Origin of the sequence: Curtobacterium sp. Leaf183 (assembly GCF_001424385.1) — a bacterium.
In the GTDB taxonomy this organism is placed as follows: Bacteria; Actinomycetota; Actinomycetes; order Actinomycetales; family Microbacteriaceae; genus Curtobacterium.
Window position 1 is genome coordinate 152,346 of record NZ_LMPO01000009.1, and the last position, 12,241, is coordinate 164,586.

The 12,241-nt window shown below is 69.7% G+C and carries 10 protein-coding genes; 9 read left to right on the forward strand and 1 reads right to left on the reverse strand.

Features of this window, described 5'->3' with window-relative positions:
- Positions 1-26 precede the first annotated feature (26 nt).
- From uvrA to ASG04_RS11580, 9 genes are all read left to right on the forward strand, one after another.
- Positions 27-3,116, forward strand: a complete 3,090-nt coding sequence (gene uvrA / locus ASG04_RS11540) for an excinuclease ABC subunit UvrA (protein ID WP_111106283.1) — start codon at positions 27-29, stop codon at positions 3,114-3,116.
- Positions 3,117-5,204 (forward strand): excinuclease ABC subunit UvrC, encoded by a 2,088-nt coding sequence (gene uvrC / locus ASG04_RS11545; protein ID WP_056124360.1) that lies wholly within the window; start codon positions 3,117-3,119, stop codon positions 5,202-5,204. It abuts the gene before it with no gap.
- A gap of 149 nt (positions 5,205-5,353) precedes the next feature.
- On the forward strand, positions 5,354-6,241 hold the full coding sequence (gene rapZ / locus ASG04_RS11550) for an RNase adapter RapZ (protein WP_056124362.1): 888 nt from the start codon (positions 5,354-5,356) through the stop codon (positions 6,239-6,241).
- A 79-nt stretch (positions 6,242-6,320) separates the two neighbouring features.
- Positions 6,321-7,301, forward strand: coding sequence for a DNA-binding protein WhiA (gene whiA / locus ASG04_RS11555; RefSeq protein ID WP_056124365.1), 981 nt, complete (start codon positions 6,321-6,323; stop codon positions 7,299-7,301).
- Between the two features lie 162 nt (positions 7,302-7,463).
- Positions 7,464-8,468: a type I glyceraldehyde-3-phosphate dehydrogenase gene (gap, locus tag ASG04_RS11560; protein ID WP_056124367.1), complete on the forward strand. Its 1,005-nt coding sequence runs from the start codon at positions 7,464-7,466 to the stop codon at positions 8,466-8,468.
- Between the two features lie 3 nt (positions 8,469-8,471).
- Positions 8,472-9,707, forward strand: a complete 1,236-nt coding sequence (locus tag ASG04_RS11565) for a phosphoglycerate kinase (RefSeq protein WP_056124369.1) — start codon at positions 8,472-8,474, stop codon at positions 9,705-9,707.
- Complete coding sequence (gene tpiA, locus ASG04_RS11570) at positions 9,695-10,483, forward strand: triose-phosphate isomerase (RefSeq protein ID WP_056124372.1); 789 nt, start codon at positions 9,695-9,697, stop codon at positions 10,481-10,483. The genes ASG04_RS11565 and tpiA overlap by 13 nt, the downstream gene beginning before the upstream one ends.
- Positions 10,484-10,602: 119 nt before the next feature.
- The gene (gene secG, locus ASG04_RS11575) at positions 10,603-10,854 is read left to right on the forward strand and encodes a preprotein translocase subunit SecG (RefSeq protein ID WP_056124375.1); all 252 of its coding nucleotides are present in this window, start codon (positions 10,603-10,605) and stop codon (positions 10,852-10,854) included.
- 3 nt (positions 10,855-10,857) lie between these two features.
- Complete coding sequence (locus tag ASG04_RS11580) at positions 10,858-11,217, forward strand: RNA polymerase-binding protein RbpA (RefSeq protein WP_056124379.1); 360 nt, start codon at positions 10,858-10,860, stop codon at positions 11,215-11,217.
- A gap of 251 nt (positions 11,218-11,468) precedes the next feature.
- Here the strand turns inward: ASG04_RS11580 and pgl are convergent, their stop codons facing one another.
- The gene (pgl, locus tag ASG04_RS11585) at positions 11,469-12,239 is read right to left on the reverse strand and encodes a 6-phosphogluconolactonase (RefSeq protein WP_056124382.1); all 771 of its coding nucleotides are present in this window, start codon (positions 12,237-12,239) and stop codon (positions 11,469-11,471) included.
- Positions 12,240-12,241 lie beyond the last annotated feature (2 nt).

Here is a 12,241-nt window from a genome sequence, read left to right on the forward strand (position 1 = left end):
GGCATCGGTTCGTAGACTCGTGGGCGATGACCATCACCTCTGATCGCGGCCCTGTCACGCCCGGAAGCAACGCCCTCGGCGGCGCCGCGGACGACGACCGGCCGGACGCCGACCGTTCCGACCTCGAGCCCGCAGACCTGCACCTGCCCGGCGGCACCGCACCGCACGACACCACGACGCTGAGCGTCCGCGGTGCGCGCGTGCACAACCTGCGGGACGTCGACCTCGAGATCCCGCGCGACTCGCTCGTCGTGTTCACGGGGTTGTCCGGGTCCGGCAAGTCCTCCCTGGCGTTCGACACGATCTTCGCCGAGGGACAGCGCCGGTACGTCGAGTCGCTGTCGGCCTACGCCCGCCAGTTCCTCGGGCAGGTCGACCGTCCCGACGTCGACTTCATCGAGGGTCTGTCGCCCGCGGTGTCGATCGACCAGAAGTCGACGAACCGCAACCCGCGCTCCACCGTCGGCACCATCACCGAGGTCTACGACTACATGCGCCTGCTCTGGGCGCGCATCGGCATCCCGCACTGCCCCGTCTGCGGCGAGGTCATCAGCAAGCAGAGCGTGCAGCAGATCGCCGACCAGCTCATGACGCAGGAGACCGGCACCCGCTTCCAGGTGCTCGCGCCGATCGTCTCCAAGAAGAAGGGCGAGTTCGTCGACCTCTTCCAGGAGCTCGCGGCCTCGGGGTACTCGCGGGCGATCGTCGACGGCGAGCGGATCCAGCTGAGCAGCCCGCCCACGCTCAAGAAGCAGGTCAAGCACGACATCTCGGTGATCGTCGACCGTCTGGTGGCCGGCGACGACATCCTCGGACGCCTGACCGACTCGCTCGAGACCGCGCTGCGCCTGACCAACGGCACGGTGGCGATCGACCTCGTCGACCACGAGGGCCCCGGCGCTGTCCGGACCTACTCCGAGAACCTGTCCTGCCCGAACAACCACCCCCTCGCGCTCACCGAGATCGAGCCCAGGACGTTCTCGTTCAACGCCCCGTTCGGCGCGTGCCCCGAGTGCTCCGGCCTCGGCACGCGCATGTCGGTCGACCCCGACCTGGTGCTCGGCGACCCCGAGGCCTCGCTGGCGGACGGCGTGCTGCTGCCGTGGACCGGCACGAGCGGCCTGTACGCGTACTTCGAGAAGCTCCTGGCCGGCCTCGGCAAGGAGCTCGGCTTCCGGCTCGACACCCCGTGGAGCCAGCTCGACCCGACGGTGCAGGCAGCCATCCTCACCGGCAAGGACTTCGAGGTCTCGGTGTCCTGGCGCAACCGCTTCGGCCGTGAGATGCGCTACACCAGCGGGTTCGAGGGCGTCATGCCCTACATCGAGCGCAAGTTCGCCGAGGCCGAGTCGGACTCGCAGCGCCAGCGCTTCCAGGGCTACCTGCGCGAAGTGCCCTGCCCGGTCTGCGACGGCACGCGCCTGAAGCCCGAGGTCCTCGGCGTCACCGTTGCCGACCGCAGCATCGCCGACGTCACCCAGCTCAGCCTCGACGACGCCTACGCCTTCATGGACACCCTGACCCTGACCGACCGCGAAGCGCACATCGCCGCGGCGGTCCTGCGGGAGATCCGCGCGCGGCTCGAGTTCCTGCTCGAGGTCGGCCTGAACTACCTGACGCTGTCCCGTGGCGCCGGCTCGCTGTCCGGCGGCGAGGCGCAGCGCATCCGGCTCGCCACGCAGATCGGGTCCGGGCTGACCGGTGTGCTCTACGTGCTCGACGAGCCGAGCATCGGGCTGCACCAGCGCGACAACCGCCGGCTCATCGACACCCTCGTCAAGCTGAAGAACCTCGGCAACACGCTCATCGTCGTCGAGCACGACGAGGACACCATCCGCACGGCGGACTGGGTCGTCGACATCGGCCCGGGCGCCGGGGTCAACGGCGGCAACGTCGTGCACTCGGGGTCGTACGCCGACATGATCGAGAACCACGAGTCGATCACCGGTGACTACCTGGCGGGCCGTCGCGCGATCGACATGCCGAGCAAGCGTCGCGCGATCAACAAGAAGCGCGTGATCACCGTGCAGGGCGCGCGCGCGAACAACCTGCGCGAGGTCGACGTCGACTTCCCGCTCGGCGTCTTCACCGCCGTCACGGGCGTCAGCGGCTCGGGCAAGTCGACGCTCGTCAACGACATCCTGTACAAGGTGCTCGCCAACCAGCTCAACGGTGCCCGCCACATCGCGGGCAAGCACACCCGGGTCAAGGGGCTCGACCAGCTCGACAAGGTCGTGCACGTCGACCAGGCACCGATCGGCCGCACCCCGCGGTCGAACCCCGCGACCTACACGGGCGTGTTCGACCGGATCCGGCAGCTGTTCGCCGAGACCCCCGAGGCCAAGATCCGCGGGTACCTGCCCGGTCGGTTCAGCTTCAACGTCAAGGGCGGCCGCTGCGAGAACTGCTCGGGCGACGGCACCATCAAGATCGAGATGAACTTCCTGCCCGACGTGTACGTCGCGTGCGAGGTGTGCGGCGGTGCGCGGTACAACCGCGAGACGCTGCAGGTGCACTACAAGGGCAAGGACATCTCCGAGGTCCTCGACATGCCGATCAGCGAGGCAGCCGAGTTCTTCGAGCCGATCTCCGCCATCCACCGGTACATGGCGACCCTCGTCGACGTCGGCCTGGGCTACGTCCGCCTCGGCCAGAGCGCCACGACGCTGTCCGGTGGCGAAGCCCAGCGCGTCAAGCTCGCGACCGAGCTGCAGCGACGCTCGAACGGCCGCACGGTGTACGTGCTCGACGAGCCGACGACCGGTCTGCACTTCGAGGACGTCCGCAAGCTGCTGCTCGTGCTGCAGAGCCTGGTCGACAAGGGCAACACGGTGATCACGATCGAGCACAACCTCGACGTCATCAAGTCCGCCGACTGGGTCATCGACATGGGTCCCGAGGGCGGCTCCGGCGGCGGGACGGTCCTGGCGACCGGCACGCCCGAGCACGTCGCCGACGTCCCGGAGAGCCACACGGGCGTGTTCCTGCGCGAGATCCTCGAGGCGCAGGACGCACGGGTCGGCAAGCAGCGTTCGGTGGGCGCACGCAAGGTCTCCGAGACCGGCACGCTCGGGCGCGGCGCCGGGTCCGACAAGCAGCGGGCAGGTGCGCGGTAGGTGGCGGACACTGTCCCGTGGCGTCCGAAGGCCGGTGAGATCCCGACCGATCCGGGCGTGTACCGATGGCGTGACGGCAACGGCCGGGTGCTGTACGTCGGCAAGGCGAAGAACCTCCGCGCTCGGCTGAGCAACTACTTCGCGCCGCTGCCGACCCTGCACGAACGCACCCGCCGCATGGTCCTGACGGCGAAGAGCGTCGAGTGGACGACCGTCGGGTCCGAGATCGAGGCACTCCAGCTCGAGTACACCTGGATCAAGGAGTTCGACCCGCCGTTCAACGTCAAGTTCCGGGACGACAAGTCGTACCCGTACATGGCGATCACGCTCGGCGACGAAGCCCCCCGGGTGATGGTCACGCGCAACCGCAAGATCCGGGGGGCCAAGTACTTCGGTCCGTACCCGAAGATCTGGGCCGTGCACGACACCATCGACCTGATGATCAAGGTGTTCCCGATCCGCACCTGCTCGGACTCGTCGTACAAGCGCGCCATGCAGACCGGCAAGCCGTGCTTCCCGGGGCAGATCGGCAAGTGCGGCGGCCCGTGCTCGCAGCGCGTCACGATCGCCGAGCACCGCGCGCTCGTCGACGAGTTCGTGCGGTTCATGAACAGCTACGACCGCCGCGTGATCACCGAGCTCCGGCAGCGCATGGGGGCCTCCGCCGACGCCATGCAGTACGAACAGGCGGCGAAGTACCGCGACCAGGTCGGGGCACTCGAAGCCGTGCTCGAGAAGTCCGCGGTGGTGCTCAAGGACTCCGTCGACCTCGACCTGTTCGGCATCGCCGAGGACGAACTCGCGGCCGCCGTGCAGCTGTTCTCCGTCCGCGGTGGTCGCATCCGCGGTGTCCGCGGGTGGGTCGTCGACAAGGAGCTCGACATCACGACGGGCGAGCTGGTGGAGCAGATCGTGCAGGGTGTCTACGCCGATGCCGAGCCGTCGTCGCGGGCCGGCGGTCCACTGACCAGCCCGACGACCGAGGAGCCCCCGCGCGAGGTCGTCGTGCCGGAGCTCCCGGACGATGCCGACGCGTTGCAGCAGTGGCTCAGTGAGCGGCGTGGGGGTCGTGGCACGAAGCTCAGCACCGCGCAGCGCGGCGACCGCGCCGGGCTCGCCCGGACGGCCTCGCAGAACGCGCAACAGGCGCTCATGCTCTACAAGACGAAGCGGTCCGCCGACTACACCACGCGTGCCGCCGCGCTGGCCGACATCCAGGACGCCCTGGGCATGTCCGAGGCGCCGCTGCGCATGGAGTGCTACGACATCTCGCACCTGCAGGGCACGAACGTCGTCGCGTCGATGGTCGTCTTCGAGGACGGTCTGCCGCGCAAGGACCAGTACCGCCGCTACTCGATCGCCGAGACCCGTGACGACACCGACAGCATGCACCAGGTGCTCACGCGGCGCCTCGCCCGTCTCGACGAGGACGCCGAGCTGCCGGACCAGCCGGACCAGAACGCCGAGGGCGTGGTCGCGGTCGAGAAGCCGACCAAGCGCTTCGCCTACCGCCCGCAGCTGCTGATCGTCGACGGCGGGCAGCCGCAGGTGGCCGCAGCCAAGCGGGCGATGGACGAGGCCGGGGTCACCGACATCGCCCTCGTCGGCATCGCCAAGCGCCTCGAGGAACTCTGGCTGCCCGACGACGACTTCCCGGTGATCCTGCCGCGCAACTCCGAGGCCCTGTTCCTCATCCAGCGCATCCGCGACGAGGCCCACCGGTTCGCCATCACCCACCAGCGGGGGCGCCGCAAGCGCGACGTCCGCACGCAGCTGTCCGAGATCCCCGGTCTCGGGCCGAGCCGCGTCAGCGCGCTGCTGAAGCACTTCGGCTCGGTCACCCGGCTGCGGTCCGCCACGGCGGACGAGATCGGCGAGGTGCAGGGCGTCGGCCCGGCGACCGCCGCAGCGGTCGTGCGGAAGCTGCAGACGGTGCCGGCCAGCGCGCCGACGGGGGAGTCACCGACAAGCGCGCCCGGGCCCGGCAGCGCGCCCGACGCCGACGGGGACCTGAGCAGCGCAGACCGGACAGGAGGCTCGGTGCGGGTCCCCGAGGTGACCGGCGGCGGTCCGCAGTTGCCGTCGTGACGTCACCACGGTCCTCCCGGCCGTCGGGTCCGCGACCCCCGAACGGGCGATAGCCTGGACCCCGAGCACACTCACCCCGGCCCGCTCCTGCGGGCCCCCGGCCCGCCCGAGCGACGCGCCCGGGCAGCGACGACGGAGCACATCTCCAGATGACCGACACCGATGCGAGTCCGCAGCACGACGTCCTGATCGTGACCGGGATGTCCGGCGCCGGGCGCTCCACGGTGGGCAAGGCGCTCGAGGACCTCGACTGGTACGTCGTCGACAACCTGCCGACCCAGATGCTCGGCCCGCTCACCGACCTGGCCGACCGCGCCGGCGAGAAGATCCCGAAGCTCGCCGCCGTGGTCGACGTCCGCGGGGGCCGCTACTTCACCGACCCTGAACACGCCGTCGAACGACTTCGGGCGGCGACCTCGGCCCGGGTCCGGGTGCTCTTCCTCGAGGCGACCGACCAGGTCCTCGTCCGGCGGTTCGAGCAGGTCCGGCGACCGCACCCGCTCCAGGGTGAGGACACGCTGCTCGACGGCATCGCGCGTGAGCGAACGCGGCTGCTCGGGCTGCGCGAGGCGTCCGACGTGATCATCGACACGTCCGACCTCAACATCCACCAGCTCGCCAACACCGTGACCGAGAAGTTCGCCGAGGACCGCTTCACCGGCGTCCAGGTCACGCTGATGAGCTTCGGGTTCAAGTACGGGCTGCCCGCCGACGCCGACATGGTGGCCGACGTGCGGTTCATCCCGAACCCGTACTGGGTGCCGGAACTCCGTCCGCACACCGGTCTGGACGCACCCGTGTCCGAGTACGTCCTCGCGCAGCCGGGGTCCCGCACGTTCGTCGACCGCTACGCCGCCGTGCTCGAGCCGGTCCTCGGCGGGTACCAGCGCGAGAACAAAAGACACGCTACGATCGCCATCGGCTGTACCGGCGGCAAGCACCGCTCGGTCGCCATCGTCGCCGAGTTGGCGAGCCTCCTCCGTGGGATGCCCAACGTCGCCGTGCGTGTGAAGAACCGAGATCTCGGCCGGGAGTGACCGTCCCACCGGCCGCTCCACACGCGTGCGCCACCGGGATACAGAACCCCACCACCGACTGAACGTAAGGAATGATGCTGTGCCGTTGACTGCCGAGGTCAAGGACGAACTGGCCAGGGTCGCCGTGGGCCGCAACACGGTCCGCGCCGCCGAACTCGCGACGATCCTCCGGTTCGCGGGTGGCCTGCACGTCATCTCCGGCAGGATCGCCGTCGAGGTCGAGGTCGACACGCGGATCATCGTCCACCGCGTCCGCAAGGACCTGGCCGAGCTGTACGGCGTCCGGAGCGAGGCCTCGGTCGGCTCCACGGCATCGTCCCGTCGCGGGACCCGCTACCTGGTCCGCGTGCTCGAGGCGGGGGAGACCCTCGCACGGCAGACCGGTCTGATGGACGCTCGGCGTCGTCCGGTGCGTGGTCTGCCGAACCGCCTGACCACGGGCAACCGCGAGGACCTCGCCGCGATCTGGCGAGGTGCCTTCCTGGCCGCCGGCACCCTCACGGACCCCGGCCGGGCCGCCGCACTCGAGGTGACCTGCCCCGGCAACGAGGCGGCGATGGCACTGGTCGGAGCCGCTTCGCGACTCGGCATCGCCGCGAAGGGCCGCGAAGTCCGCGGTGTGCACCGCGTCGTCATCCGCGACGGCGAGGCGATCGGGCAGATGCTCACCGCGATGGGCGCGGCCCGCACCACCGCGGACTGGGAGGAGATGCGCCAGCGTCGCGAGGTCCGCGCCACGGCGAACCGCCTCGTGAACTTCGACGACGCCAACCTCCGGCGTTCCGCACAGGCGGCCGTCGCCGCCTGCGCACGGGTCGAGCGCGCACTCGAGATCCTCGGCGACGAGGTCCCCGACCACCTGCAGTACGCCGGGTCGCTCCGGTTGGCGCACCGTGACGCGTCGCTCGACGAGCTCGGCCAGCACGCCGACCCGCCCATGACCAAGGACGCGATCGCCGGTCGGATCCGCCGTCTGCTCGCGATGGCCGACAAGCGCGCCGTCGAGCTCGACGTCCCCGGTACCGAGGCGAGCGTCCCCGAGGAGCTCGAAGGCGCCTGACCCCCGTCTGCACGTCACACGAACGGGTGCTGAAGCTCCGACTGCTAGGGTCGTGAGGGCGACGTCGCGGGCGTATCGTCCAGCACACGCGGGCCTGTCGCAGGGCCCTCGACTCCGAACAAGCAGCGCCCTCCGAGCGCTCCACACCCACCAGGAGAACCATTGACCGTCAAGATCGGCATCAACGGCTTCGGCCGCATCGGCCGTAACTTCTTCCGGGCCGCTCTGGCCAAGGGCAGCGACCTCGAGATCGTCGCTGTGAACGACCTCACGGACAACGCCGCTCTGGCGAACCTGCTCAAGTTCGACTCGATCACCGGTCGCCTCGGCGTCTCCGTCGAGCTCGACGGCGACAACATCGTGGTCGACGGCAAGCCGATCAAGGTCCTCGCGGAGCGCGATCCCGCCAACCTCCCCTGGGGCGACCTGGGTGTCGACATCGTCATCGAGTCGACCGGGTTCTTCACCAAGGCCGCCGACGCGCAGAAGCACATCGACGCGGGCGCCAAGAAGGTCGTCATCTCCGCCCCGGCCACCGGTGACGACGTCACCATCGTGCTCGGTGTGAACGAGGACCAGTACGACCCGGCGAACCACAACATCATCTCGAACGCGTCGTGCACCACGAACAGCCTCGCGCCGCTCGCCAAGGTGTTCCACGACAAGTTCGGCATCGAGCGCGGGCTCATGACGACGGTGCACGCGTACACCGCCGACCAGAACCTGCAGGACGGCCCGCACAAGGACCCCCGTCGTGCCCGCGCGGCCGCACTCAACATCGTCCCGACCTCGACCGGTGCCGCCAAGGCCATCGGTCTCGTCATGCCGGAGCTCGCCGGCAAGCTCGACGGCTTCGCGCTCCGCGTCCCGGTCCCGACCGGTTCGATCACCGACCTCACCCTCGAGACCAAGTCCGAGGTCACGGTCGACGAGATCAACGCCGCCTACAAGGAAGCAGCCGAGGGCCCGATGAAGGGCATCCTGCTCTACAGCGAGGACCCGCTGGTGTCGACCGACATCACCACGGACCCGCACTCCTCGATCTACGACTCCGGCCTGACCAAGGTCATCGGCGGCCTCGTCAAGATCACCTCGTGGTACGACAACGAGTGGGGCTACTCGAACCGCCTCGTCGACCTGACCGAGTACGTCGGCGAGCGTCTGTAACACATGAGCCTCCGAACCCTGGGGAGCCCCGGTCACTGGGGCGACCTCGGTGACCTCGCCGGCAAGCGCGTCGTCGTCCGGTGTGACCTCAACGTCCCGCTCAAGGACGGGGTCATCACGGACGACGGGCGCGTTCGCGCGTCCCTCGGCACGCTGAACACGCTCATCACGGCCGGCGCTCGCGTCATCGTGATCTCGCACCTCGGTCGCCCGGACGGCTCGCCGACACCGGAGTACTCCCTCGCGCCGGTGGGGCAGCGTCTGTCCGAGCTGCTCGGCAAGCCCGTCGAGTTCGTCGACGAGACCGTCGGTGACCTCGCCGGTGCGGCAGCCGACGAGCTCCAGGACGGCGACGTCCTGCTGCTCGAGAACCTCCGCTTCAACCCGGAGGAGACCTCGAAGGACGCAGCCGAGCGCCAGGCCTTCGCGGAGCGGATCGCCGCCATGGCCGACGCCTTCGTGTCCGACGGGTTCGGTGTCGTGCACCGCAAGCAGGCCTCGGTCTACGAGCTCGCGTCGGTGCTGCCCTCGGCTGCGGGTGGGCTCATCGAGACCGAACTGCGCGTGCTCGAGCGCCTGACCGCGACTCCCGAGCGCCCCTACACGGTGGTGCTCGGCGGATCGAAGGTCAGCGACAAGCTCGGTGTGATCGACCACCTGCTCCCGCAGGTCGACACGCTCTGCATCGGCGGTGGCATGCTCTTCACCTTCCTGGCGGCTCAGGGCCACGGCGTCGCCAAGTCCCTGCTCGAACAGGACCAGCTCGACGTCGTCCGCGAGTACCTGTCGCGCGCGGACGAGCTCGGCGTGACGATCGACCTGCCGACCGACGTCGTCGTGGCATCCGGCTTCGCAGCGGACGCCGAACACGAGACGGTGGCCGCTGACGCGATCGAGTCGTCGTCGTTCGGTGCCGACGGCATCGGCCTCGACATCGGTCCGGAGACGGCCGAGCGGTTCGCCCGCGCGGTGTCCGGGTCGAAGACCGTGTTCTGGAACGGCCCGATGGGCGTGTTCGAGTTCCCGGCCTTCGCCGCGGGGACGAAGACCGTCGCGCAGGCCCTGACCGAGGTCGACGGCCTCGGGGTCGTCGGCGGTGGCGACTCCGCCGCGGCCGTGCGGTCGCTCGGGTTCTCCGACGACCAGTTCGGCCACATCTCGACCGGCGGCGGTGCGAGCCTCGAGTTCCTCGAGGGCAAGTCGCTGCCCGGTCTCGAAGCACTCGGATGGACCCGATGACCCGAACACCGCTCATCGCCGGCAATTGGAAGATGAATCTCGATCATCTCCAGGCGATCGCGACCGTGCAGAAGCTCGCGTGGACGCTGAAGGACGCACGCCACGACTTCGACGACGTCGAGGTCGCGGTGTTCCCGCCCTTCACCGACCTGCGCAGCGTGCAGACGCTCATCTCGGCCGACAAGCTCCCGATCCGCTTCGGCGCCCAGGACCTGTCCCAGCACGACTCGGGTGCGTACACCGGTGACGTCTCTGGTGCGTTCCTCGCGGCACTCGACGCCGCGTACGTGATCGTCGGACACTCCGAGCGTCGCACGATGCACGGGGAGACCGACCAGGTCGTGGCCGCCAAGACGGCCGCCGCAGTCAAGCACGGCGTCGTGCCGGTGGTGTGCGTGGGCGAGACCGGCGAGCAGCGTGAAGAACGCGGCGCCGGTGTCGTTGCCGTCGAGCAGCTGCAGGTCGTCCTCGACGCCGTGCAGCCGTCCGAGATCGTCGTCGCGTACGAGCCCGTCTGGGCCATCGGTTCCGGCCAGGCAGCGTCGGCCGACCAGGCGCAGGACGAGTGCGCCGCCATCCGCCGGGGAATCGCCGCCGCGTGGGGCGAGGACCTCGCCGCCGCGACGCGCGTGCTGTACGGCGGCTCCGTCAAGTCGGGCAACATCGCGGGCTTCCTCCGCGAGCCCGACGTCGACGGCGCGCTCGTCGGTGGCGCGTCCCTCGACGTGCAGGAGTTCGCGGCGATCGCGCGCTTCCGGCATCACGTCGGACTCTGATCCGACCAGTTCGGGCCGGCCGCGTCACCGTGGCCGGCCCGAGCCACGCCCGTGCCGGTGACCCGGCCGCTCCGGCGGCCCGGTACACTTGCATGGCTGACTGACACGAAAGGTACGTCGTGGCGATACTCTCCGTCGTGCTGCAGGTCCTGCTCGCAATCACGAGCCTCCTGCTCACGCTCCTCATCCTCCTGCACAAGGGCCGCGGTGGCGGCCTCTCCGACATGTTCGGCGGCGGTGTGACGAGCAACCTCGGGGCGTCCGGCGTGGCCGAGCGCAACCTGAACCGGATCACGGTGATCCTCGGTCTGCTCTGGATCGTGAGCATCATCGTGCTCGGTCTCATCAACAAGTTCACAGCGGGGAGCTGAGTCATGGCATCAGGAGGCAGTGCAATCCGGGGGTCGCGCGTCGGTGCAGGCCCGATGGGGGAGCAGGACCGCGGGGTCCAGGCCGAGCGCGTCGCGATCTCGTACTGGGACGCGCTGGGGAACGAGGTCGTCCGCTACTTCGCGGCGAACCTCCCCGACGACGAGATCCCGGAGACGGTCGACTCGCCGTCCACCGGGCTCCCGGCGGGCCGCGACAAGGAGAACCCGCCGCAGGTCACGAAGACCGAGCCGTACAAGACCCACCTGGCGTACGTCAAGGAGCGCCGCACCGAGGAAGAAGCAGCACAGCTCCTCGAAGACGCGCTGCAGCAGCTCCGGCAGCGTCGCGGTACCGCGAAGTAGCACCGAACGTCACGAAGGCCCCCGCACTCCGGTGCGGGGGCCTTCGTCGTTGCGGGTGGCGATCAGCGGTGCGGCGGTCTTCGAGATCGCACGACTCGCCGCGCGGCTGGCGTCGCGGTTCCGCGAGTGACCGGTCAGTGGGCGCGAGATGCCATGACTTCGGAACCTCGCGCGGGTTGGGGGGCGACCCCGGAACGACGGGAGGCCCGGTGCCAGCTGGCACCGGGCCTCCTGTCAGAGGGTGCGGGATGTCAGTACGTCGACGCGATCAGGTTCTCGGGGACGTCGCGTGCGGCGTCCTGGTCCACGAAGAACACGGTGCGCTTGCGACCCTGCACGCCGCCGACGGGGACCTCGTCGACCGAGGCACCAGCGAGTGCCAGGCCGAGGACCGAGGCCTTCTCGGCGCCGGACAAGATGACCCACACGCGCTGCGACGCGTTGATCGCCGGGTAGGTCAGGGTCAGACGCTGCGGCGGGGGCTTGGGGGAGTCGTCGACCGGCACGACCGTGCGGTCGGTGATCGACAGCTGCGCGAACTCCGGGAAGAGCGACGCGGTGTGGCCGTCCGGGCCGACGCCGAGGAGCGTGATGTCGAACTTCGGCGCGACGGCCGAGTCGGGCGCCGCGTCCTGCAGCTCGCGCTCGTACCGCGCCGCGGCCTCGTCGATGGAGATGCCGGCGTCGGACGCGGCCATCGGGTGGATGTTCGACGCCGGGATGCCGACGTGGTCGAAGAAGTCGGCCTGCGTGCCGGTGACGTTGCGGTCGGCATCACCTTCGGGTGCCCAGCGCTCGTCGACCCACCAGACGTGCACCTTCGACCAGTCGACGCTCTCACGCGCCTGCGACTGGCCGATGGCGGCGAGCACGAGGGTCGACACCGAACCACCGCTGATGGCGATGTCCGCGCGCTCCTGCTCGTCCAGCACGTCGATGATCTTCGTGATGAAGCGTGCGGCGACGGACGCGCCGAGGGCCTGCTTGTCCGGGTGCACCAGCACCCGCCGTTCGTTGGTCACGT

Bases quoted from the DNA above. Each gene is read 5' to 3' on its own strand.
- uvrA (WP_111106283.1), top strand. From the start codon at position 27: ATGACCATCACCTCTGATCGCGGCCCTGTCACGCCCGGAAGCAACGCC.
- rapZ (WP_056124362.1), top strand. From the start codon at position 5,354: ATGACCGACACCGATGCGAGTCCGCAGCACGACGTCCTGATCGTGACC.
- ASG04_RS11565 (WP_056124369.1), top strand. From the start codon at position 8,472: ATGAGCCTCCGAACCCTGGGGAGCCCCGGTCACTGGGGCGACCTCGGT.
- tpiA (WP_056124372.1), top strand. From the start codon at position 9,695: ATGGACCCGATGACCCGAACACCGCTCATCGCCGGCAATTGGAAGATG.
- ASG04_RS11580 (WP_056124379.1), top strand. From the start codon at position 10,858: ATGGCATCAGGAGGCAGTGCAATCCGGGGGTCGCGCGTCGGTGCAGGC.